We start from the raw sequence: 22,374 nt of genomic DNA, 5'->3' as shown, positions 1-22,374 counted from the left end.
GACCAGCAATCAATACTTTTAGCGACAGTGAGGCTATGGCCAAAAAAGACGGTGTCATCGAGATCGAAGGATCTGTTGTCGAAGCGCTGCCCAACGCGATGTTCCGCGTTGAGCTGACGAACGGCCACAAGGTTCTTGCCCACATCTCCGGCAAGATGCGTCAGCACTACATCCGTATCCTCCCGGAGGACCGCGTGATCGTGGAGCTGAGTCCCTACGATCTGACCCGCGGCCGGATCGTCTACCGCTACAAGTAACGACTGCTGTAAGTAACGGCCACGCCACCGGGTAGCCCCTGGCGAGGTACGAGGACAGCGAACAAAGGTATACACACATGAAGGTCAAGCCTTCCGTCAAGAAGATCTGCGACAAGTGCAAGGTCATCCGTCGTAACGGGCGGGTCATGGTCATCTGCGAGAACCCGCGCCACAAGCAGCGCCAGGGCTGACGCAGGACCGGCCGGCACAGTTCGGCTTCGGCCGGCGGGATCCGTCCCGCCGGCCGGCACAACTGAATATCGAATGAAGGCAACACCAGATCCCGCAGCGCTTGTCGCGGCGGGGGACACCCCCGGTTGGAGGCCGGGGCACCGGAGTTGCTGCAGACCTCCACTCACTCACAGGAGAAAGCCACAATGGCACGTCTAGCAGGCGTCGACATCCCGCGCGAAAAGCGCGTGGAAGTCGCACTCACGTACATCTACGGCGTCGGACGCACGCGGGCTCTGAAGACCCTCGCCGACACCAGCATCGACGGCAACATCCGCGTCAAAGATCTGACCGACGACCAGCTCGTCGCGCTCCGCGACTACATCGAAGGCAACTTCAAGGTCGAGGGTGACCTCCGCCGCGAGGTGGCAGCCGACATCCGCCGCAAGGTCGAGATCGGCAGCTACGAAGGTATCCGCCACCGCAAGGGCCTCCCGGTCCGCGGTCAGCGCACCAAGACCAACGCTCGTACCCGCAAGGGACCGAAGCGCACCGTGGCCGGCAAGAAGAAGGCTCGCTAGGCCTTAGCCAGCAGCCTCGCCTTTAGGATTCAGGAGAAATCATGGCAGCACCCAAGTCGGCCGTTCGCAAGCCGCGCAAGAAAGAAAAGAAGAACATCGCCGTGGGCCAGGCCCACATCAAGTCGACGTTCAACAACACCATCGTCTCGATCACCGACACCACCGGTGCGGTCATCAGCTGGGCATCCTCGGGTGGCGTCGGCTTCAAGGGTTCGCGCAAGTCGACCCCGTTCGCCGCACAGCTCGCCGCAGAGTCGGCCGCGCGTCAGGCGCAGGAGCACGGCATGAAGAAGGTCGACGTCTTCGTCAAGGGCCCGGGCTCGGGTCGCGAGACGGCGATCCGCTCGCTGCAGGCCGCCGGCCTCGAGGTCGGTTCGATCAACGACGTCACCCCGCAGGCGCACAACGGTTGCCGCCCGCCGAAGCGTCGCCGCGTCTAAGCAGTCTGTATTCCTTTCGCGCGAGCGACGGCGGTCGGCTGTGCCGGTCGTCGTCGCTCACGCGCGACATAACTCAATACCTACATCACGCAAGTGTCATATAGCGGACACTTAGCCGAAAGGAATTAAACAGTGCTCATTGCACAGCGTCCTACGCTCGCCGAAGAGAACATCTCCGAGTTCCGCTCGCGGTTCGTGATCGAGCCCCTCGAGCCGGGCTTCGGTTACACCCTCGGCAACTCGCTTCGCCGCACGCTCCTCTCCTCGATCCCCGGCGCTGCCGTGACGAGCATCCGTATCGACGGTGTGCTGCACGAGTTCAGCACGGTGCCCGGTGTGAAGGAAGACGTCACCGAGATCATCCTGAACATCAAGGGACTCGTCGTCTCCAGCGAGCACGACGAGCCGATCACCGCGTACCTGCGCAAGACGGGTGCCGGCCAGGTCACGGCCGCCGACATCTCGGCTCCTGCCGGTGTCGAGATCCACAACCCGGAGCTCGTCATCGCGACGCTCAACGACAAGGCCAAGTTCGAGGTCGAGCTCACCATCGAGCGCGGCCGCGGCTACGTCTCGGCGACCCAGAACCGCAACGAGTACAGCGAGGCCGGTCAGATCCCGATCGACTCGATCTACTCGCCCGTCCTCAAGGTCACCTACCGCGTCGAGGCCACCCGTGCCGGTGAGCGCACCGACTTCGACCGCCTCGTGGTCGACGTCGAGACCAAGCCGGCCATCAGCCCGCGCGACGCCATCGCGTCCGCCGGCCGTACGCTGACCGAGCTCTTCGGCCTGGCCCGCGAGCTCAACACCGCCGCTGAGGGCATCGAGATCGGCCCCGCGCCGGTCGACGCCGTTCTCAGCTCCGAGCTGTCGATGCCGATCGAAGACCTCGACCTCTCGGTGCGCTCGTACAACTGCCTCAAGCGCGAGGGCATCAACACCGTGAGCGAGCTCGTCTCGCTCTCGGAGACGCAGCTGATGAACATCCGCAACTTCGGTCAGAAGTCGGTGGATGAGGTCAAGGACAAGCTGACCGAGATGGGTCTGTCGCTCAAGGACTCGGTTCCCGGCTTCGACGGCGCCCACTTCTACAGCGGGTACGAAGAAGACGAGACCAGCATCTGAGCTTCGTCGTCCGACGACTCCGACTGACACACCAACTTTCAACACTGGAGATAACCGATCATGCCTAAGCCCACCAAGGGCCCCCGCCTCGGAGGCGGTCCCGCGCACGAGCGCCTGATGCTCGCCAACCTGGCCGCTGCGCTCTTCACCCACAAGAGCATCAAGACCACGGAGACCAAGGCGAAGCGCCTGCGTCCGCTGGCCGAGCGTCTCGTCACGTTCGCCAAGCGCGGCGACCTGCACGCCCGCCGTCGTGTGCTCAGCATCATCCACGACAAGTCGGTCGTGCACGAGCTGTTCACCGAGATCGCCCCGCTCGTCGCCGAGCGCGAGGGTGGTTACACCCGCATCACCAAGCTGGGTTACCGCAAGGGCGACAACGCCCCCATGGCTCAGATCGAGCTCGTGCTCGAGCCGGTCACCCCGAAGGTGAAGTCGACGAAGTCGTCCAAGACCGCCGCTCCGAAGGCCGCTCCGGCCGAGGAGGCCCCCGTCGAGGAGGCTTCGACCGAGACCGCCGCCGCAGAGGCCGAGGTCGTCGAGGAGACCACGGCTGACGCCGAGGCCACCGAGTCGGAGGAGACCACCGCCGAGGCCGAGGCCGAGAAGGCGTAACGCTCAGCAGTCCACGAAGGCCCCGCATCCACTGGATGCGGGGCCTTCGTCGTTGGAGCCGCGCGCCGGCGTGAATAGGCTGTGGAGATGGCCGAGAGCACACAGTCCCTCCCACCGGTGAACGAGCGGATGACCGCCCCCGAGCTGCACCGGCCCTCGCATCCGCTCATCGCAGAGTGGCGTCCGATCGCACCGGACGATCTGGACGCCGTGCTCGAACTGCTCCAGGCGATGGACGCGGTCGACCACCCGAACTATCTCACGACGCGCGAGGAGCTCGAAGACGAGTTCGCCTTCACGTTCGTGCAACTCGAGACGGACTCCCTGCTCGGGCTCACGGCCGACGGGCGTGCGGTGGCGGCCGCCCTGATCGTTGTGCCGCCCCTGCAGGAGACGCTGGTGCGCGCCTACCTGGAAGGCGGCGTGCATCCGGACGTCCGCGGGCGCGGCATCGGGCGTGAACTGCTGGCCTGGCAGCGCACGCGCGCAGAGCAGCTTCTGGCGACCTCGACGAAGAGGCTCCCCGCCTGGATCTTGGCGTACGCGGATGCCCGCGCTCCGCAGACCGAGCACCTGTTGCAGCGCGGCGGCTTCGAGATCGCGCGATACTTCTCGGGTCTCGAACGTGACCTCAGCGCCCCCATCGACGCCGTCGACCCGGCGGAAGGCATCCGCATCGTGCCGTTCACCGAGGAGCGGTCGGCTGCGGCGCACGCGGCCCGCACGGACTCGTTCCGCGACCACTGGGGGAGTCAGCCCATGAGCGAGGAGCAGTGGCATTCCTGGCTCGGCGGCACCTTCGATGCCGGCGTTTCGTTCCTGGCCGTCGCCGACGATCCGGAGGCACCGGGCGGTGAACAGGTCGTCGGCTTCGCGCTCTGCCAGGTGAACGAGGACGACTGGGCGAGCCAGGGGTTCACCGGCGCGTATCTCGGCATGGTCGGCACGACGCGCGCGTACCGCGGGCGCCGGATCGCCCCGGCGCTGCTGTCGCGCGTGCTGACGGCCTGCGCTGCCAGGGGGTGGGAGAGGGTCACGCTCGACGTCGACTCCGAGAGTCCCACCGGGGCACTCGGCCTCTACACGCGCATGGGCTTCGTGCCGACCAACTCGGAGACGGCACTCACACGCGTCTACTGAGCGGAGGCGCATCCGGGCGATGCGGCTGGTGCGGGCAGGCGGCTATTGCGGGCGGGGTCCCTGCTGATCCCAGGGGTTCGCGACGCGCACCGTCGACGACTCGGCGAGCTTCTGCAGCGCAGAGTGCAGAGCGTCGGCGTAGAGGCGGCCGCCGCTCATCCCCGGGTGGATCTGGTCGTCGGCCAGCAGGTCGAGGTGCGGCGCGATCGTCGCCTTCCACGGCGCGAGGGCGGCCGCTCCCGGATGCGCGTCGACATACGACGTGAGGGTGTCGTTCACGCCGTCGGTCCAGGAGCGCGGGGCTTGGACGCTGACGAAGACGACCTGCCGCCGGGGTCCGGCCGCGTCCTGGATGCGCTGCAGCGTGTCGGCGGAGATGGAGCCGTTCGTGCCCAGACCGACGAGCACGACCGGGCGGAGGCGTCCGGCCTCCCGTGCCGCGCGCACCAGGTCCGGAGCCGCGCTCATCTGGCGGGACACGACCGCGTCGATGGCGATGCCGGGGAAGCGCTCCTGCAGCGCGGGCGCCGAGGCCAGCATCACCGAATCGCCGAAGGCCGAAATGTCCGGCCCGGTCGCCACGGGATGAGGATCGGGCGGGATGCGCAGGTTCGAGGCGGGAGGCGTCGCCGCGCCCGCACCCGGAGAAGGCTGCTGCAGTGAGGCGCTCCCCTTCTCGATGAACTGCTGCGCGCCGGTCGCCGATGGCGCGACGACGACGGCGACGACGGTGGCGATCGTGAGGAGCGCGGCGACGACGAGTGTCGCGATTCCGCGGGCCCGCGCCGGCGACGAGGCGCGCATCCGGTTGCGGGCGGCCTGGAGGGTCCCGAGCAGTCCGTGGCGGCGGATCGGCTGCTCGACGTAGCGGTACGAGAGCAGCGCGGCGGCCGTGCCGATCGCGAGAGAACCGAAGCCGACGATCAGCGCCATCACCGGATCGTGCTCGTCGGGCACCAGGGCGCAGACCAGCACGAAGACCGGCCAATGCCAGAGGTACAGCCCGTAGGAGCGCACGCCGACGAAGCGGAGCGGGCCGGCGTCGAGCCGTCCGCCGAGGCGACCGCCGGGCGTCACCGCGGCCCAGATCGCAATCGCCGTGAGCACACTGACCAGCACGAGGCCGCCCTGGTAGGTGAACGCCGCGTCGTCGTGCATCCCCCACGCGGCGACGCCGAGTCCCGCGAGCGAGAGGATGCCGAGCGGGGGCAGCCAGCGACGGGAGAACGCCTGCATCGCGCTCTCGCCGGCGTCGAGGTCGATGGGCCGCATCCGGGTCACGAGGATCGCGAGTGCTGCTCCGATCGCGAGACCGAAGCTGTGGGTGTCGGAGCCGAAGTACACGCGGGTCGGGTCGCCGTCGGCCGGGTAGAGCACGAGCATCCCGACGGCCGAAGCCACGGCAACCGTCGACACGATGGTGAGCCGCGCCAACCAGGGCCGCACCAGCGCGAGACCCAGGATGACCAGGGGCCACACCAGATAGAACTGCTCCTCGACCGCGAGCGACCAGAGATTGCGGAAGAGCTCCGGCGCATCCTGGTTGAAGTAGCTGCTGTCGGCGGCGATCGAGAGCCAGTTGGCGCTGAACGTCGCCGCGCCAACGATCTGGCGCCCGAGACCGACGAGCACGTCGCCGCCGATCGCCAGCGCCGCGCTCGAGCAGACGATGACCAGCACGACGATCGCCGGAAGCAGGCGGCGCACGCGGCGCACCCAGAACCGCCGGAGGTCGAGGCGGCCGGTCGCGCGGCGTTCCCGCATCAGCAGGCTCGTGATCAGGAACCCGCTGATGACGAAGAACACGTCGACGCCGATGAAGCCGCCAGGGAGCACGCCGGGGAACAGGTGGTAGACCAGCACGGCGGTGACGGCGAGGGCGCGGAGGCCGTCGAGCCCTGCGTAGCGGCGGCTGCGTGCTTGCTGTGTGGTCGGGGTGCTTGGCGCCGGCGCGGTGGCTGCCGGGGTCGCGGATGCCGGGGTCGCAGAAGCGGCCTCCGGGGGGAGGCCGATGGCGGGACTGGTCGTGATGGTGAGGACTGGTGTTGTGGGAGAAGTCATAGCGGTTGGGTCTCGCGACGAAGCATCCACGATAACAACGTCGGCTGACAGTTCAGGGGGCGCCGCGGGACATCCCTAGAATTGTCCTGTGAACGACCTGGGGCCTGCGAACGATCCGTCGACGACCCGATTCCGGCTCGACATCGCGTATCAGGGCACGGACCTGAACGGCTGGGCCCGCCAGCCCGGGCAGCGCACCGTGCAGGGCGAACTCGAGTCGGCGCTGGCGACGATCTTCCGCCGGCACGGCGCCGCTCCGGGGCTGGTCGTCGCCGGTCGCACGGACGCCGGAGTGCACGCGCTCGGCCAGGTGGCACACCTCGACCTCACCGACGAGCAGGTCAAGAGTCTTCTCCGGCCGCGCGGCAAGCAGCCCGTCACGGATGCCGGCGCCACCCTCGCGCGCCGGATCAACGGCATCCTCGGTCCGGTCCCCGACATCGTCGTGACCGCGGCGTCGCAGGCGCCCGATGGCTTCGATGCGCGCTTCTCGGCCATCTGGCGACGGTACGAGTACCGCGTGGCGGACATCGTCGCCGTGCGCGATCCGCTTCAGCGCCACCGCACCACCTGGTTGCCGGTCGAGCTCGGCGTCGAGGAGATGGACGCCGCCGCGCTCGGCCTCCTCGGACTGCACGACTTCGCCAGCTACTGCAAACCGCGTGCGGGGGCGACGACGATCCGCACGCTGCAGAGCTTCGGCTGGCGGCGCGACCCCGACGGAGTCCTCGTGGCGGACGTGCGCGCCGACGCGTTCTGCCACAGCATGGTGCGCTCGCTGGTGGGGGCGTGCGTGAGCGTCGGCGAGGGCAAGCTGACGGCGGAGGAGCTCGTGTCCCTGCGCGACGGACGGACGCGCACGAATGCGTTCAAGGTGATGCCCGCACGCGGACTGACGCTGATGCAGGTGGGCTACCCGGATGACGTGGGGCTGGCCATCCGGGCGGAGCAGACGCGGGCGTTGCGGACGCTGTAGGGGTGGGGCTGGGCCGGGCTGGGCCGGGCTGGGCCGGGCTGGGCCGGCTTTCGCGGAGATGTGAGCGCGTCCTCCACAGGTGAGTCTTTCCAGAAGTTATCCACAGAAAAATCCCTGGTCAAAGCCATATTTGTCGTCCTCCGATGTCGGTGGTCCGTGATGTGATGGAGACATGACGACGACACCGGCCACGGCGCTGAGAGGGGCACTCGCCTCGCTGAAGGCTCCCGCCGCGTCGTCGTGCGACGAGCTGCTGCGTGCGCTCACGGCACTCGGGGAGGCGCAGGCCGTGCTGGACGCCGCCAAGCTCGGCGTCGTCGGCGAGATCGTGGAGCGGTCCGCGTTGCCTGAGCCGAGCAATCCGGTCTCGCGCGCTGGACACGCACGACCCGCGACGCTCGTGGCGGAACGGTGGGGCGTGCCGGTGCCCGCCGCGCGAGCATTCTGCGAGGTCGGAGCGGCGATCCGATCGCGAACCGGTCTGACCGGTGAAACGCTGCCCGCGCGATTTCCGGCGCTCGCTGCAGCGTTCGAGGGGGTGCTCGCCGGCGATCCTGTGATTTTCGGTGATTCTGCGCCGCTCAGCGACTCTGCGCCGCTCACGGTCGATCAGGCGGTCGTGATCGTGCGCGAACTCACGAAGGCCGCACCTGCCTGCGCACTCGACGACGTGCTCCACGGGGAGCGGCTGCTCGTCGAACATGCTCCCACCCTGACGATTCCTGAGTTACGCACGGTCGCCGGTCAGGTGCGCGACCGGCTGGACCAGGACGGCGTGCTCCCACGTGAACGCCGGCAGCGCCAGCGTCGATCCCTGACCATCTCCACCACCTCCGACGGCCTCACGCACGTCGACTGGTACCTCGACCCCGAGTCGGCGGCATACGTGGTGACGGCGATCGACGCCTTCGTCGGTCACGAACTGCGCACTGTGCGATTCCGTGACTCCGCCGCGACTCCGGAAGGGGTCGACGAGTACGCCGCGCCCGAAGGGGGCGACGAGTATGCCGCCCCCGCCGAAACGCGCTCACTGCCGCAACTGCGATCGGATGCCGCGACGGACATCTTCCGTCACGTCGCCGGATGCTCGGCTCGCACGGCTCCGGATGCCGTCGGCACGACGCCGCCGGTCACGGTGATCGTGCGGATCGCCCTCGCCGACCTCCAGGCCGGCGTCGGTCTCGGCGAGATCGACGGGATCGCCACCCCGGTCAGCGCCGGCACCGTCCGACGGATGGCTGCGGATGCCCGGATGATCCCCGCTGTTCTCGGCGGTCCGTCGGAGGTTCTCGATCTCGGTCGCGGGCGTCGACTCTTCTCCACGGCGCAGAAGCTCGCCCTGGCCGAACGCGACGGCGGATGCGCGTGGATGGGCTGTCCGCACCCGCCGAGCTACACCGAAGCGCACCACCTCGAATGGTGGAGCGCCCACGGAGGCCGCACCGACCTGGACAACGGGATCCTGCTCTGCAGCACGCACCACCATCGCGTCCACGACGACGGCTGGCAGATCCAGGTGCGCGAGAGTGTGCCCTACTTCATCCCGCCCGACGCCGTCGATCCGTATCGACGTCCCCGCAGAGGTGGTCGTGTCCGCCTGCCCGATGCGGCCTGAGGAGAGGCACTGTCAAGGCTGCTGGAGTGCCCTGCCTGCGGGCGCCGACAGTGGCAGCTGGGCGTCGGCAGCACGAGTGCAGTAGCAAGTGCAGCAGCAGCGCGTCAGGCAGTACAGCAGCAGCGCGTCAGGCAGTACAGCAGCAGCGCGTCAGGCAGTGCACCAGTCAGTGCACCAGTCAGCGCATCAGGCCGTTCTCGTAGGCGAAGGCGACGAGCTGCACGCGGGAGGCGAGACCGAGCTTGGCGAGAATGCTGCGCATGTGGCTCTTGACGGTCGCTTCGCTGATGAAAGCGACCTGCCCGGCATCGGCGTTGCTGAGTCCGCGGGCGGCGAGCAGGAAGACCTCCTTCTCCCGCGTGGAGAGCGGCTCGAGCACGTCCTCCGCGGGCAGGCCGCCATAGGTGCCGGACGGTCCCCACGCACCCCGCCCGTCGGCTGGCCTCGCATCCTTCCCGCCGCCCTGCGGCGCCAGCAGTGCGGCGATGTCTCTCGGAGCGATCACCGAATGCCCGGCATGCACGGTCCGGATGGCGGCGAGCACGAACTCCGGTGTGGTGTCCTTCATGACGAACCCGTGGGCGCCGGCGCGGATGGCACGGGCGACGGCCTCGTCCCGCTGAAAGGTGGTGAGGACGATGACCTTGGGTGCGGTCTCGGGGGACTCGGCGGCGGCGACGATCCGTGCGGTGGCCTCGATTCCGTCGATGCCGGGCATCCGGATGTCCATGAGGATGACGTCGGGGCGCTCCCGCCCGGCGAGGTCGACGGCTTCGTCGCCGGTGTGCGCGGCGCCGGCGAAGGCGAGGTCGGGCTGGGATTCGACGAGCATCCGCATGCCGGAGCAGAACAGCACCTGGTCGTCGGCGATGGCCACGCGGATGGCGCTCACGCGGCGGCCTCCACGGCTGCATCGGTCGGGATGAAGGCGGTGACGATGTACCCGCCAGGCGTGTCGTCGACGGGACCGCAGGTGAGCCAGCCGCCGGCGAGACGAGCGCGCTCGCGCATCCCGTAGAGCCCCCGGCTCGTGGTCAGCGGCTCGCTCCGGGAGGAGGGTTCGCCGTTCGAGGCGACGGTGATGGCGAGACCGTTGCCGCGCCAGTCGAGGGCGACACGGGCGACGGGTTCGCGTCCGGCATGTTTGAGGGCGTTGGTGAGGCTCTCCTGCACGATGCGATAGACGGCGAGCTCCTGGGTGGAGGTGAGCGGCTCGGGATCGCCGAACTGTTCGAGGGTGACGTCGAGTCCGGCGGTGCGCATGCGGTCGACGAGCTCGTCGAGTTCGGCGATCCGGGGAGCGGAGTGCCCGACGGGGTCGGCGATGAGCGTCTCGATGAGCATCCGCACTTCGGTGAGAGAGGTCCGCGCGGAGGCTGCGATGTTCTCGAGGGACTCGGAGACGGCCTCGGGACGCGCGGGGGCGACGAAGCGGGCGCCGTCGGCCTGGGCGATGATGACGGAGAGCGAGTGGGCCATGATGTCGTGCACGTCCTGGGCGATCCGATCCCGTTCCTGCGAGACGAGCAGGTCGACCTCGGCTGCGCGCAGGTCGTCGGTGGTCTGAGCGAGGAGGGCGTCGTTCTGCAGCTTCTGCTGCCACGCGCGACCGAAGAAGCCGAGCAGCCAGGCGCCGATGGACAGGATGAGCGCGATGGCGAAGATGGTGATCCGGTTGGCGACGATCATGCCGACGTCGGAGGTGGCGCCCCGCGAGGTGTCCGCGATGGGTCCGTACCAGTCCATCCGGCCCCAGCCGACGAGCAGCCCGGCGACGGAGACGGCGATCCCGATGGCGAAGGCGAAGGAGACGGGTCGCCAGCGATCGCGGACGGCGGCGCTGACACCGAGCACGACGATGAGGAAGCCGAGGTAGATCGGCCAGTCGGTGTGGGTGAACACGGCGGAGTACGGGAAGAGGAGTTGCCCGACGACGACGAGGGTGGAGACGCCCATCGCGACGAGGGGCCAGTTGCGGCACACGGCGATGGCGATCGAGACGCCGAGCAGCGCTGCCCACCACGGAAGCACACTGCGAAGGAGGCCTGGCAGGATCGGATGGGTGCCGGTCTCGGCGAGCGCCCAGAACACGAAGAAGATGATGGCGATGACCGGTTCGAGGTAGCGCTGACCGCGGAGCAGAAGCGTGTGCATGGCCATCACGCTAGAGGTCGGGGCGAGCCGGCGCTGCCGTTTGCGGCGGGTTTCAGCCCTAGGGCGCAGAGGAATCCTCCAGGTGGCTGGTCTGCTAGTATTGACCTTTGGTGTCCGCGCCCTGGTGGCGTGACACACGAACGTGAGCCCTCCGAGGGATCGATTACCGGCTGATCCAGTCGACAACGGTCATGGAGCGGGATTCACGAACACCTCCGTTCGATACAGAAAGCAGCCACTACTGTGACGCGCACTTACACCCCGAAGGCAGACGAGATCCAGCGCGACTGGGTCGTCATCGACGCGACTGATGTCGTGCTCGGCCGTCTCGCCAGCCACACCGCCGCTCTCCTCCGTGGAAAGCACAAGGCGACGTTCGCCCCGCACATGGACAGCGGCGACTACGTCATCATCGTGAACGCCGACAAGGTCGCCCTCACCGGCGCCAAGGCGGCGCAGAAGAAGGCCTACCGTCACTCGGGTTACCCGGGTGGTCTCTCGGCCGTCACCTACGCGGAACTCCTCGAGAAGAACCCGATCCGCGCCGTGGAGAAGGCCGTCCGCGGCATGCTCCCCAAGAACTCGATCGGCCGCGCTCAGCTCCGCAAGCTGAAGGTCTACACGGGCAGCGAGCACCCGCACGCCGCCCAGCAGCCGAAGCCGTACACCCTCGGCCAGGTCGCTCAGTAAGCGACGAGCAGACACTTCAGACTCAGAGACAAAGGATTATCACCATCGTGGCGAAGATCGCAGACAGCATCGAGTCGGCTCAGGCCGACAACGTCGAGTCCTACTCGACCGAGACCCCGGCGAGCGAGGCCCCCGCGGCCACGCGTCCCGTCCTCACCGTTCCGGGCGCGGCCGTCGGCCGTCGCAAGCAGGCCATCGCCCGCGCGCGCCTGGTCCCCGGCTCCGGCACCATCACGGTCAACGGCCGTGAGTTCGCCGACTACTTCCCGAACAAGCTGCACCAGCAGCTGATCACCGACCCGTTCAAGGTGCTCGACCTCATCGGCGGCTACGACGTGGTCGCCCGCATCACCGGTGGCGGCCCCTCGGGCCAGGCCGGCGCGCTGCGCCTGGCGATCGCTCGTGCCCTCAACGAGATCGACCGCGAGAACAACCGTGCCACGCTCAAGAAGGCGGGCTTCCTCACTCGTGACGCGCGCGTCATCGAGCGCAAGAAGGCCGGTCTCAAGAAGGCCCGCAAGGCGTCGCAGTTCTCCAAGCGCTAAGCGTCCCCAGCGCTTAGGCTTCGGTTCATGCCACGCCTCTTCGGTACCGACGGGGTCCGCGGACTCGCGAACGGTAGTCTCACCGCCGACCTCGCGCTCGGTCTTGCTCAGTCAGCTGCTGCTGTACTGACGCAAGGCCGCAGCGCGGAGGCGCGGCGTGCCGCCGGCAAGCGTCCGGTGGCGATCGTCGCCCGTGACCCTCGTGTCTCGGGCGAGTTCATTTCCGCCGCGGTCGCGGCGGGTCTGGCGAGCTCGGGCATCGATGTGCTCGACGCGGGCGTCATCCCGACGCCGGCGGCCGCCTTCCTGATCGCGGACATCGACGCCGACTTCGGCGTGATGGTCTCGGCGTCGCACAACCCGGCGCCCGACAACGGCATCAAGATCTTCGCCCGCGGCGGCACGAAGCTTCCGGATGTGGTCGAGGACCGCATCGAAGAGCACCTCTCGCTCGAGAAGCTGGCGCCCACGGGTGCCGCGGTCGGCCGCATCCGCCGGTTCGCCGACGCGGAGGACCGCTACGTCATCCACCTCCTCGGCAGCCTCCCGCACCGCCTCGACGGCATCCATGTCGTGCTCGACTGCGCACACGGCGCTGCGGCAGGTGTCTCCCCGGAGGTCTTCACCGACGCGGGAGCGCGGGTGACGGTCATCGGTGACGCGCCCGACGGGATGAACATCAATGACGGGGTCGGCTCGACCCACCTCGACAACCTCGCCAAGGCCGTGCTCGAGCACGGTGCGGATGTTGGCATCGCCCACGACGGCGACGCCGACCGCTGCCTTGCGGTCGACGCGAACGGCAACATCGTCGACGGCGACCAGATCATGGCGATCCTGGCTCTCGGGATGGCGGAACGCGGCAAGCTGCGCGACAACACGCTGGTCGCGACGGTGATGAGCAATCTCGGTCTCAAACTCGCGATGCGCGACCACGGCATCCGGATGGTGGAGACGGCGGTCGGCGACCGTTACGTGCTCGAGGAGATGAACGAGCACGACTTCTCGCTCGGTGGCGAGCAGTCCGGCCACGTGATCATGCGCGAGTTCGCGACGACGGGCGACGGGATCCTGACGGGACTCCACCTGCTCAGCGAGATGGCCCGACAGCACAAGTCGCTGGCGGAGCTGGCGCAGGTGATGACGGTGTACCCGCAGGTGATGGTGAACGTCAAGAACGTCGACCACCACGCGGTGCACACCGACGAGCCCCTGCAGGCAGCGGTGCGACGCGTGGCGGAGACACTGGGCGACACCGGTCGCGTTCTGCTGCGCCCGTCGGGCACGGAACCGCTGGTGCGCGTGATGGTGGAGGCCGCCGACCAGCACACTGCCGAGCGGCTGGCGAACGAGCTCGCCGAAGTGGTCAGGGAGCGCCTGGGTCTCTGACCCGCGGTGCTGCTGGCCGTCAGTCCTTCTTCGGCGCGCCGTCGGACGCGGCCTTCTGCGCCGCGAGGAAGTCCGTGACGGAGAATGCCCGCGCGCGGCCGGGGAGCATGTCCTTGCCGTAGAGGCCGGCGAGGAGCGTGCCCGGGTCGACGTTGAGCGCCGTCGCCAGCCGCACGATGGTGTGCAGCTCCGAGTTGGCCTCACCGCGCTCGACGCGACCGTAGTTGGTCACGTGCATGTCGGCGAGGTGGGCGATGTCTTCCTGGCTCATCCCGAGGGCCACCCGCGCCTCCCGGATGCGCGCGCCGAACAGTTCGGCGGCACGGGAGCGCGAAGCGGGCATACCTCATGCCTACGGCACCAGGGCTCGGCCGACCAGAGTTCGACGACCTGGGGTCTAACGACCTCAGGCGCAAGAACCGCACACGCGCTGGCGTGAACCCGTCACAGCTTGCGCAGCAGCACGGAGCTCACGGTGTGGTCGGCGTCTTTGCGCAGCACGAGCTTGGCGCGGGACCGCGTCGGCCGGATGTTCTGGGTCAGGTTGGGCTCGTTGATGCTGGCCCAGATGCCGGCGGCGCGTTCCCTGGCCTGCTCTTCGGTGAGCTCCGAGTACCGGTGGAAGTACGACTTGGGGTTGGCGAAGGCGCCGCGCTGGAGCTTGAGGAAGCGCTCCTCGTACCAGCGGGCGATGTCGCGGGTGCGGGCATCCACGTAGACGCTGAAGTCGAAGAGATCGCTCACGGCGAGCCGGTTGCCGCCGCCGGCGGGCTGCAGCACGTTGAGGCCCTCGACGATCAGCACGTCGGGCCGGCGCACGACGATCTCGGCGTCGGGGACGATGTCATAGCTGAGGTGCGAGTAGAACGGCGCACGCACCTCGGCCGCCCCGCTCTTGACGGCGGTGACGAAGCGCAGCAGGGAGCGCCGGTCGTACGACTCGGGGAAGCCCTTGCGTTCCATCAGGCCGCGGCGCTGCAGTTCGGCGTTCGGCAGGAGGAAGCCGTCGGTGGTGACGAGCTCGACGCGCGGGGTGTCGTCCCAGCGGGAGAGCAGTTCCCGCAGCAGGCGCGCGATGGTGGACTTGCCGACGGCGACGGAGCCGGCGACGCCGATGACGAACGGGGTGCTGGCCGCCCGCTCGCCGAGGAAGTCGCTGGTGACGCGGTGCAGCTGCTTGGCGCCGCCGACATAGAGGTTCAGCAGCCGGCTGAGCGGCAGGTAGACCTGTTCGACCTCGCGCATGTCGAGGGGGTCTCCGAGTCCGCGCAGCTGCACGATCTCGGTCTCTTTGAGCGGGAGCCGGGTGCTCTGGGCGAGCTCTGCCCAGTCCTCGCGCCCGAGTTCGACGAACGGTGACGACTCGCCATTACCTGAGGATCCGCCTTGTGCTGCGCCGTTCACCGCCATAGGCGACAAGTCTAGGGTGTGGGCCCAGGCTAAAATCGGGTGCATGTGTGGAATCGTCGGGTACGTCGGTACGGATAAGAGCCTCGAGGTGCTCCTCGGTGGGCTGAAGCGTTTGGAGTACCGCGGGTACGACTCCGCCGGCATCGCTGTGATCGCACCGGATGGCGCGCTCAACACGGCCAAGAAGGCGGGCAAGCTGTCCGTGCTGGTCGACGAGCTCGACGCCAACCCGATCCCGAACGGCGGGACGGGCATCGGCCATACCCGCTGGGCGACCCACGGCGGCCCGACCGACCGGAACGCGCATCCGCATCTCGGCGACGATGGCCGGCTCGCGGTCATCCACAACGGGATCATCGAGAACTTCGCCACGCTCAAAGACGAGCTGCTGGCCGACGGCTTCACCTTCGAGTCGGAGACGGACACGGAGGTCGCCGCGGCGCTGCTGGGCCGCGAGTACCGCACCACGGGAGACCTCAACGAGGCGTTCCGCCGCGTCGTGTCCCGCCTCGAGGGCGCCTTCACGCTGCTCGCCCTGCACCAGGACGCCCCGCACGTGGTCGTCGGCGCACGGCGCAACTCCCCGCTCGTGATCGGCCTCGGCGAGGGCGAGAACTTCCTCGGCTCCGATGTCGCGGCGTTCGTCGAGCACACCCGCAACGCGATGGCGATCGGCCAGGACCAGATCGTGACGATCACGCCCGACAGTGTGACGGTCACCGACTTCTCCGGGGCACCGGTCGAGGTCGAGCCGTTCGAGGTCGCCTGGGACGCGTCGGCCGCCGAGAAGGGCGGCTGGTCCAGCTTCATGGCGAAGGAGATCGCCGAGGAGCCGGATGCGGTGGCCAACACGCTGCGCGGCCGCCTGGTCGACGGCGCGGTGCACATCCCCGAGCTCGACGGCCTGGGCGACGAAGTGCTCGCCGAGATCGACCGCATCACGATCATCGCCTGCGGCACCGCGGCCTACGCCGGCATGGTCGGCTCGTACGCCATCGAGAAGTGGGCGCGCGTTCCCGTCTCCGTCGAGCTCAGCCACGAGTTCCGGTACCGGGAGCCGGTCATCACCGACCGCACGCTGGTGATCTCGATCAGCCAGTCGGGCGAGACCATGGACACGCTCATGGCGGTCAAGTACGCCCGCGAGGCCGGCGCGAAGGCGATCTCGGTCTGCAACACACAGGGTGCGACGATCCCGCGCGAGTCGGATGCGGCGCTCTACACGCACGCCGGTCCCGAGGTCGCGGTGGCGTCGACGAAGGCGTTCGTGGCCCAGATCACGGCCCTCTACCTCTTCGGGCTGCACCTCGCACGGGTGCGCGGAACGCTCAGTGCCGTCGCGCAGCGCGACGCGATCGCCGAGCTCGCCGCGGTCCCCGACAAGATCGCCACGGTGCTCGAGTCGCACGAGACGATCGCCCAGCTGGCCAAATGGATGTCCGACACCCGCTCGGTGCTGTTCCTCGGTCGCCACGTCGGGTACCCGATCGCGCTCGAGGGCGCGCTCAAGCTCAAGGAGCTGGCGTACATCCATGCAGAGGGCTTCGCCGCGGGCGAGCTCAAGCACGGTCCGATCGCGCTGATCGAGCCCGGCCAGCCCGTGTTCGTCGTCGTCCCCAGCCCGCGCTGGTCCGACGAGATGCACAAGAAGGTCGTCTCGAACATCCAGGAGATCCGCGCTCGGGGCGCCCGCGTGATCGCGATCGCCGAGGCCGGCGACGCCGCCGTGCTGCCGTTCGCCGACGAGGTCATCCGCATCCCGCTCGCTGCGCCGCTGTTCGAGCCGCTGCTGGCCGTGGTGCCGCTGCAGATCTTCGCGATGGAGCTCTCCTCCGCCAAGGGGCTCGACGTCGACCAGCCGCGCAACCTGGCCAAGTCGGTCACGGTCGAATAGCCGAAAGCACGTCAGTCATGATCGCCGGTATCGGGGTCGACGTGGTCGACCTGCAGAGGTTCACACGGGCGATCGAGCGCACCCCGCGGCTGCGCGAGCGACTGTTCACCGACTCCGAGCGATCGCTGCCCGTGCACTCGCTCGCCGCGCGGTTCGCGGCGAAGGAGGCGCTGATCAAGGCGCTCGGCGACTCGGAGGGCGTGCGCTGGCACGACATGGAGATCGTCCCCGATGAGGAGCGCAACCCGGGATTCGTGCTGCACAACGTCGTCGAGGGCGTCGTGCGCGACCGCGGCATCACGTCGATCCACGTGTCGATGACGCACGACGCCGGCATCGCGATGGCCTTCGTCGTGACGGAGATCGACGGGGGAGCCGGTCGTGGCTGACGGCACGCAGACCCCGAGGGATGCCACCCGTCAGGCGCCGGCCGAGAAACCGGAGGCCGCGTTCCGCGAGGCCGTGATCGACCTCGGCGCGCTGACCGCGAACGTGGCGCACCTGCGCGAGCTGGTCGGCACGGAGCACGTGATGGCGGTCGTCAAGGCGAACGCGTACGGCCACGGCGCCGTCGAGTGCGCGCGTGCCGCTCTGGCCGGGGGCGCCGACTGGCTGGGCGTCGCCGACCTGACCGAGGCGGTCCAACTGCGGGATGCCGGGATCGATGCGCCCCTGCTGGCGTGGCTGCACGACCCGGACGCGGACTTCGCTCCGGCGATCGAGGCGGGCGTCGACATCGGGGTCTCGTCGATCGCGCAGCTCGACGCGGTCGCGGACGCCCGGCGCGCACTCGTCGCGGCCGGGCGGCTCCACGGTCAGGCGCTGGTGCAGCTGAAGCTCGAGACGGGGCTGAGCCGAAACGGCATCTCGGAGCCGGAGTGGGCCGCGACCTTCGAGCGCGCCCGTGCCCTCGAGAAATCCGGCGACATCGTGGTGCGCGGCATCTTCAGCCACGTCTCGAACGCGTCGCCGGACGACGACGCTGCGGCGATCGACACGTACACGCGCGGTCTCGGGGTGGCCGCGGCTGCGGGGCTCGAGCCCGAGCTGCGTCACCTGGCCGCCTCCGCCGCGGCGCTGAGCCTCCCGGACGCCCGGTTCAATCTCGTCCGGCTCGGCATCGGAATCTACGGGCTGTCCCCGTTCGCCGGCCGGTCGAGCGCCGATCTGGGGTTGCGCCCGGTGATGACCCTGCGCGGGCGAGTCGCCGCCGTGCGCCGGGTGCAGGGCGGAACCGGCGTCTCGTACGACTACACGTACCGCACGACCTCGGATACGACTCTCGCCCTCGTGCCGCTCGGCTACGCCGAAGGCATCCCGCGGCACGCCTCCGGCCGCGCATCGGTGTCGATCGCGGGCGAGACCTTCCGGATCGCCGGACGCGTCGCGATGGACCAGTTTGTCGTCGATGTCGGCGATCACGATGTGCAGGTCGGCGACGAGGTCGTGCTGTTCGGCGATCCGGCGACCGGTGTGCCGTCGGCCGACGACTGGGCGGAGGCGGCCGGCACGATCAACTACGAGATCGTGACCAGGATCGGCGCCCGCGTGCGCCGCACCTACGTGGGGCGGCGATGACGGGCACGCTGCAGCCGCCCGTCGAGCGCGTCGTACCCACCGCCGACGGGATGCACGTGCTCGGCATCGAGCTCGCCGGCGTGTTGCGGGCGGGAGACCTGATCGTGCTCAGCGGTCCGCTGGGGGCGGGCAAGACGACACTGACCCGCGGGATCGGCGAGGGTCTCGAGGTTCGCGGACCGGTGACGAGCCCGACGTTCGTGCTGGCGCGCACGCATCCGAGCCTGGTCGGGGGAGCGCCGCTGGTGCACGTCGACGCCTACCGGCTGAGCAGCGCGCTCGAGCTCGACGACCTCGACATCGACTTCGCCCGGTCGATCGTCGTCGTCGAATGGGGCAGCGGGATGCTCGACGGCGTCGCCGAGTCGTGGCTGGAGGTCGACATCGTCCGTCCGACCGGAGCGCACGGCGCTCCCGGCGCCGAGATGCCGCCCGCGGCCGACGACGACGATCCCACCGAGGATCCCGACCCCGACGACGAACTCGACGCCGACGAGCCGCGCCGCGTCGTCATCACCGGATACGGCCCGCGCTGGCAGTCGCCGCCGCTCGCCTAGGCTGGAATCATGCTTCTCGCGATCGACACCTCCGCAGGAACGAGTGTCGCCGTCGTCGATCGGGACGGCGGGATGCTCGCCGAGCGCACGGAACCCGACACGATGCGGCACGCCGAGGTCGTCGGCGAACTGATCGAGGCGGTGCTGCGGGAATCCGGCGTAGCCGTCGCGGCGCTCTCCGGCGTGGTCGCCGGGATGGGTCCCGGCCCGTTCACCGGCCTGCGCGTCGGCATCGCCGCGGCCAAGGCGTTCGCTTTCGGCGCTGGCAAGCCGCTCGTCCCGGTGGTCAGCCACGACGCCGTGGCGTTCGAACGGTACGCGGCCGGACACGAGGGTCCTCTGCTCGTCGTGACCGACGCCCGACGCCGCGAGCTGTACTGGTCGACCTACACCGGCGTGGACGACGCGGGTCTGCCGATCCGCTCCGACGGCCCCGGCCTGAGCCGCCCCGACCGGCTTCCCGAGACCGACCCCACCCAACCGGACCCCGCCCGCGTCGATGCGCGCATCGTGTCGGCCGGCTCGCTCGGGATGCTCGCCGAACTGCTGTACTCCAACGGCCGGCCCTTCGCCGCCGACGAGCCGCTCTACCTGCGCTCGCCGGATGTCACGCTCTCGAGCGGCCCCAAGCGGGTGAGCGCGTGACCGCCTGGCAGCTGCGCCGCGCGACGCCCGACGACGTCCCGGCGATCATGGAGCTCGAGCGCTCGACGTTCACGACCGACGCCTGGTCGGAGCACTCGATGCTGTCCGAGGTCCGCAGCGAGCACACCTACTACCTGGTGGCCTTCGAGCCCGAGCATCCGGAGCGCATCGACGGGTACGCGGGCCTGCTGTCGCCTGCGGGAGCCGCCGAAGGAGACATCCAGACCATCGCCGTCGCTCCCGCCGCTCGGCGCCACGGCCTCGGCCGCGCGCTGATGCTGGCCCTGATCGGCGAGGCGCGCAAACGCGGCGCCCGTGAGGTGTTCCTCGAGGTGCGCGCCGACAATCCGGCGGCCCAGACGCTCTACCGGGCGCTCGGCTTCGAGGAGATCGGGGTGCGACCGCGCTACTACCAGCCCGACGACGTGGACGCGATCGTGATGCGCCTCATCGTCCCGACCCCGGAGACGACCGTCGCATGAACCGCGAGAATCCGCTGGTGCTCGGCATCGAGACCTCCTGCGACGAGACCGGGATCGGGATCGTGCGGGGAGACACCTTGCTCGCCAACACCATCGCCTCGTCGATGGAGGAGCACGCCCGCTACGGTGGCGTCGTTCCCGAGGTGGCGGCCCGTGCGCACCTCGAGGCGCTCACGCCGACGCTCCGCACCGCCGTGGCGGACGCGGGCATCGAGCTGGCCGACATCGACGCGGTGGCGGTGACGAGCGGTCCGGGCCTGTCCGGCGCCCTGATGGTGGGCGTCGGGGCGGCGAAGGCGCTCGCGGTGTCGCTCGGCAAGCCCATTTACGCCGTCAACCACCTCGTCGGACACGTCGGGGCCGACCTGCTCGACGCGCACGGCGGGCCGGGGCATCCGGTCGAGCTCCCGACGATCGCCCTGCTCGTCTCGGGCGGGCACACCTCGCTGCTGCTCGTGCGCGACCTGGTCTCCGATGTGGAACTGCTCGGCGAGACGATCGACGACGCCGCCGGTGAGGCCTTCGACAAGGTCGCCCGCGTGCTGGGGCTGCCCTACCCGGGCGGACCGCAGATCGACCGGGTCGCCGCGGGCGGCGATCCGCGCGCCATCCGTTTTCCGCGTGGGCTCACCAAGCCGAAAGACCTGGACGCGCACCGATACGACTTCTCGTTCTCCGGCCTCAAGACGGCCGTCGCCCGCTGGGTGGAGCAGCGGCAGGATGCGGGCGAGCCGGTGCCGGTCGCCGATGTCGCGGCGAGCTTCCGCGAGGCGGTCGTCGACGTGCTGCTCACGAAGGCGCTCGCCGCCTGTCGCGACTACGACGTGCCGCGCCTGCTGCTCGGTGGCGGAGTGGTCGCCAATGCACGCATCCGGGAGGTCGCGGTCGAGCGCACCGAGGCGGCCGGAGTCGCGCTGCGCATCCCGGCGCTCTCGCTCTGCACCGACAACGGTGCGATGATCGCGGCGCTGGCCGCGCAGCTCATCCGGGCCGGGCACGAGCCGAGCACGCTCGGCTTCTCGGCCGATTCGACGCTGCCGGTCACGGAGATCCAGGTCGCGCGCTGAGCGGATGCGGTCCGGTCGGATGGGCTCCGGTCGGATGCGCGCAGGGCGCCGCCAGCTGTCCCGCCGTCCCGCGGTCCCGCGGTCTGAACCGTGTGGTACCACGGTGCCGAATACGGCTCCCGGCCTGACCAGACCGGCCCGGCCGGAATACCCTGGGATGACAGCGCTCGCGCGGGTCTCGTTGACACCTCTGAGGGCGCCTGCCACTATGGCTGCGATACAGGAACCTCTCAGAATTCGAAGGAGATTGGCCTCATGACCGACCCGAACGTGCCCGCGGAGCCGACGGACCCCGCAGCCGGAAACGGCGCAGTTCCGCCCGCCCCGACGGACGACACCACCGGCGCGGTTCCCCCCACGCCTCCCGTCTCCGACGCGGCAGCCGCTGCTGCCGCTCCCGCCCCGGTCGAGGGCGCACCCGCTCCGGCCGCACCGCCGGTCCCGCCGGCCCCGCCCGCTCCGGGCTACGGTCAGCAGGCGCCGTACGGTCAGCCCGCATACGGACAGCCGGCCTACGGCCAGCAGCCCCAGCAGCCGTACGGTCAGCCCGGCCAGCCCGGCCAGCCCGGCGCTCCCGCCTACGGGCAGCAGCCGCAGCAGCCGTACGGCCAGGCCGCCTACGGGCAGCCGGCGCCTGGCTACGCGCAGCCGTACGCCCCTCAGGCGAAGTCGCCCGTGCTGAGCATCCTGTCGATGGTCGGCGGCATCCTGAGCGTCGTGCTCGCCTGGGTGTACGGCCTCGGGTTCCCGTTCGGCGTTGCGGCCGTGATCCTCGGATTCATCGGCCGCAAGAAGGAGCCGGCGGCGAAGGGATTCTGGCTCACCGGCATCATCACCGGTTTCGTGGGGATCGCGATCGCGATCGTCGAGTGGGCGGTTATCATCATCGCCCTGATCGCGTTCTCGACCTACCGCGGCAGCTACACGTACTGAGCCCGGCCTCACCAGAGGCACGAACGGCCGGTCGGCGCACAGCGTC

General features: G+C 69.4%; 25 protein-coding genes. 20 read left to right on the top strand and 5 right to left on the bottom strand.

Annotated features, from left to right (window positions below; translation table 11 throughout):
• Window positions 1–35 precede the first annotated feature (35 nt).
• From infA to AC1DB1_RS17025, 7 genes are all read left to right on the top strand, one after another.
• Window positions 36–257 (top strand): translation initiation factor IF-1, encoded by a 222-nt coding sequence (gene infA, locus AC1DB1_RS17055; RefSeq protein WP_021759551.1) that lies wholly within the window; start codon window positions 36–38, stop codon window positions 255–257.
• A gap of 77 nt (window positions 258–334) precedes the next feature.
• Window positions 335–448 carry a 50S ribosomal protein L36 gene (rpmJ, locus tag AC1DB1_RS17050; protein ID WP_021759549.1) on the top strand — a complete coding sequence of 38 codons (114 nt, stop codon included), beginning with the start codon at window positions 335–337 and terminating at the stop codon, window positions 446–448.
• Between the two features lie 186 nt (window positions 449–634).
• On the top strand, window positions 635–1,009 hold the full coding sequence (gene rpsM, locus AC1DB1_RS17045) for a 30S ribosomal protein S13 (protein WP_477201666.1): 375 nt from the start codon (window positions 635–637) through the stop codon (window positions 1,007–1,009).
• Window positions 1,010–1,050: 41 nt separating this feature from the next.
• Window positions 1,051–1,449, top strand: a complete 399-nt coding sequence (rpsK, locus tag AC1DB1_RS17040) for a 30S ribosomal protein S11 (protein ID WP_055821293.1) — start codon at window positions 1,051–1,053, stop codon at window positions 1,447–1,449.
• Window positions 1,450–1,581: 132 nt separating this feature from the next.
• Window positions 1,582–2,577, top strand: coding sequence for a DNA-directed RNA polymerase subunit alpha (locus tag AC1DB1_RS17035; RefSeq protein WP_271175694.1), 996 nt, complete (start codon window positions 1,582–1,584; stop codon window positions 2,575–2,577).
• A 60-nt stretch (window positions 2,578–2,637) separates the two neighbouring features.
• The gene (rplQ, locus tag AC1DB1_RS17030) at window positions 2,638–3,192 is read left to right on the top strand and encodes a 50S ribosomal protein L17 (RefSeq protein WP_477201665.1); all 555 of its coding nucleotides are present in this window, start codon (window positions 2,638–2,640) and stop codon (window positions 3,190–3,192) included.
• 87 nt (window positions 3,193–3,279) lie between these two features.
• Window positions 3,280–4,332, top strand: coding sequence for a GNAT family N-acetyltransferase (locus tag AC1DB1_RS17025; protein WP_477201664.1), 1,053 nt, complete (start codon window positions 3,280–3,282; stop codon window positions 4,330–4,332).
• A gap of 42 nt (window positions 4,333–4,374) precedes the next feature.
• Here the strand turns inward: AC1DB1_RS17025 and AC1DB1_RS17020 are convergent, their stop codons facing one another.
• Window positions 4,375–6,393 carry an acyltransferase family protein gene (locus tag AC1DB1_RS17020; protein ID WP_477201663.1) on the bottom strand — a complete coding sequence of 673 codons (2,019 nt, stop codon included), beginning with the start codon at window positions 6,391–6,393 and terminating at the stop codon, window positions 4,375–4,377.
• Window positions 6,394–6,481: 88 nt separating this feature from the next.
• Here AC1DB1_RS17020 and truA point away from each other — a divergent pair, with 88 nt between their 5' ends.
• On the top strand, window positions 6,482–7,369 hold the full coding sequence (truA, locus tag AC1DB1_RS17015; protein WP_477201662.1) for a tRNA pseudouridine(38-40) synthase TruA: 888 nt from the start codon (window positions 6,482–6,484) through the stop codon (window positions 7,367–7,369).
• Between the two features lie 172 nt (window positions 7,370–7,541).
• Entirely contained in the window at window positions 7,542–8,984 is a 1,443-nt protein-coding gene (locus AC1DB1_RS17010; protein WP_477201661.1) for a DUF222 domain-containing protein, read from the top strand.
• 178 nt (window positions 8,985–9,162) lie between these two features.
• On the opposite strand, the gene AC1DB1_RS17005 is transcribed toward AC1DB1_RS17010, so the two are convergent.
• Together AC1DB1_RS17005 and AC1DB1_RS17000 are read right to left on the bottom strand one after the other, a co-directional pair.
• Window positions 9,163–9,822 (bottom strand): response regulator, encoded by a 660-nt coding sequence (locus tag AC1DB1_RS17005; protein WP_477201692.1) that lies wholly within the window; start codon window positions 9,820–9,822, stop codon window positions 9,163–9,165.
• A gap of 50 nt (window positions 9,823–9,872) precedes the next feature.
• Window positions 9,873–11,138, bottom strand: coding sequence for a sensor histidine kinase (locus tag AC1DB1_RS17000; protein ID WP_477201660.1), 1,266 nt, complete (start codon window positions 11,136–11,138; stop codon window positions 9,873–9,875).
• Between the two features lie 243 nt (window positions 11,139–11,381).
• On the opposite strand from AC1DB1_RS17000, the gene rplM reads away from it, so the two are divergent.
• The 3 genes from rplM to glmM are packed head-to-tail and all read left to right on the top strand — an operon-like array spanning window position 11,382 to window position 13,762.
• The gene (gene rplM, locus AC1DB1_RS16995) at window positions 11,382–11,828 is read left to right on the top strand and encodes a 50S ribosomal protein L13 (RefSeq protein ID WP_271175686.1); all 447 of its coding nucleotides are present in this window, start codon (window positions 11,382–11,384) and stop codon (window positions 11,826–11,828) included.
• Between the two features lie 47 nt (window positions 11,829–11,875).
• A complete protein-coding gene (gene rpsI / locus AC1DB1_RS16990; protein ID WP_271175685.1) occupies window positions 11,876–12,373 on the top strand; it encodes a 30S ribosomal protein S9 in 498 nt (165 codons plus the stop codon).
• A 27-nt stretch (window positions 12,374–12,400) separates the two neighbouring features.
• Complete coding sequence (gene glmM / locus AC1DB1_RS16985) at window positions 12,401–13,762, top strand: phosphoglucosamine mutase (protein WP_271175684.1); 1,362 nt, start codon at window positions 12,401–12,403, stop codon at window positions 13,760–13,762.
• 19 nt (window positions 13,763–13,781) lie between these two features.
• Here glmM and AC1DB1_RS16980 read toward each other — a convergent pair whose 3' ends face one another.
• Entirely contained in the window at window positions 13,782–14,105 is a 324-nt protein-coding gene (locus AC1DB1_RS16980) for a helix-turn-helix domain-containing protein (protein WP_477201659.1), read from the bottom strand.
• A gap of 101 nt (window positions 14,106–14,206) precedes the next feature.
• A complete protein-coding gene (coaA, locus tag AC1DB1_RS16975) occupies window positions 14,207–15,172 on the bottom strand; it encodes a type I pantothenate kinase (protein ID WP_477201658.1) in 966 nt (321 codons plus the stop codon).
• Window positions 15,173–15,215: 43 nt separating this feature from the next.
• Here coaA and glmS point away from each other — a divergent pair, with 43 nt between their 5' ends.
• The 8 genes from glmS (at window position 15,216) to AC1DB1_RS16935 (ending at window position 22,328) form a co-directional block, all read left to right on the top strand.
• Window positions 15,216–17,066, top strand: a complete 1,851-nt coding sequence (glmS, locus tag AC1DB1_RS16970) for a glutamine--fructose-6-phosphate transaminase (isomerizing) (RefSeq protein ID WP_477201657.1) — start codon at window positions 15,216–15,218, stop codon at window positions 17,064–17,066.
• 17 nt (window positions 17,067–17,083) lie between these two features.
• Window positions 17,084–17,455: a holo-ACP synthase gene (locus tag AC1DB1_RS16965; protein WP_271175680.1), complete on the top strand. Its 372-nt coding sequence runs from the start codon at window positions 17,084–17,086 to the stop codon at window positions 17,453–17,455.
• A complete protein-coding gene (gene alr / locus AC1DB1_RS16960; protein ID WP_477201656.1) occupies window positions 17,448–18,644 on the top strand; it encodes an alanine racemase in 1,197 nt (398 codons plus the stop codon). Before AC1DB1_RS16965 ends, alr begins: the two co-directional genes overlap by 8 nt.
• Complete coding sequence (gene tsaE / locus AC1DB1_RS16955; RefSeq protein ID WP_477201655.1) at window positions 18,641–19,201, top strand: tRNA (adenosine(37)-N6)-threonylcarbamoyltransferase complex ATPase subunit type 1 TsaE; 561 nt, start codon at window positions 18,641–18,643, stop codon at window positions 19,199–19,201. The genes alr and tsaE overlap by 4 nt, the downstream gene beginning before the upstream one ends.
• Window positions 19,202–19,210: 9 nt before the next feature.
• Window positions 19,211–19,846: a tRNA (adenosine(37)-N6)-threonylcarbamoyltransferase complex dimerization subunit type 1 TsaB gene (gene tsaB, locus AC1DB1_RS16950; protein ID WP_477201654.1), complete on the top strand. Its 636-nt coding sequence runs from the start codon at window positions 19,211–19,213 to the stop codon at window positions 19,844–19,846.
• 47 nt (window positions 19,847–19,893) lie between these two features.
• Window positions 19,894–20,328 carry a ribosomal protein S18-alanine N-acetyltransferase gene (rimI, locus tag AC1DB1_RS16945; protein WP_373877106.1) on the top strand — a complete coding sequence of 145 codons (435 nt, stop codon included), beginning with the start codon at window positions 19,894–19,896 and terminating at the stop codon, window positions 20,326–20,328.
• Window positions 20,325–21,395, top strand: a complete 1,071-nt coding sequence (gene tsaD / locus AC1DB1_RS16940) for a tRNA (adenosine(37)-N6)-threonylcarbamoyltransferase complex transferase subunit TsaD (protein ID WP_477201653.1) — start codon at window positions 20,325–20,327, stop codon at window positions 21,393–21,395. The genes rimI and tsaD overlap by 4 nt, the downstream gene beginning before the upstream one ends.
• Window positions 21,396–21,650: 255 nt before the next feature.
• Entirely contained in the window at window positions 21,651–22,328 is a 678-nt protein-coding gene (locus tag AC1DB1_RS16935; RefSeq protein WP_477201652.1) for a DUF4190 domain-containing protein, read from the top strand.
• The last annotated feature ends 46 nt before the right edge of the window (window positions 22,329–22,374 follow it).

The organism is Leifsonia sp. 10N434 (genome assembly GCF_056394405.1).
This window is presented reverse-complemented; position numbering and strand designations above follow the sequence as displayed.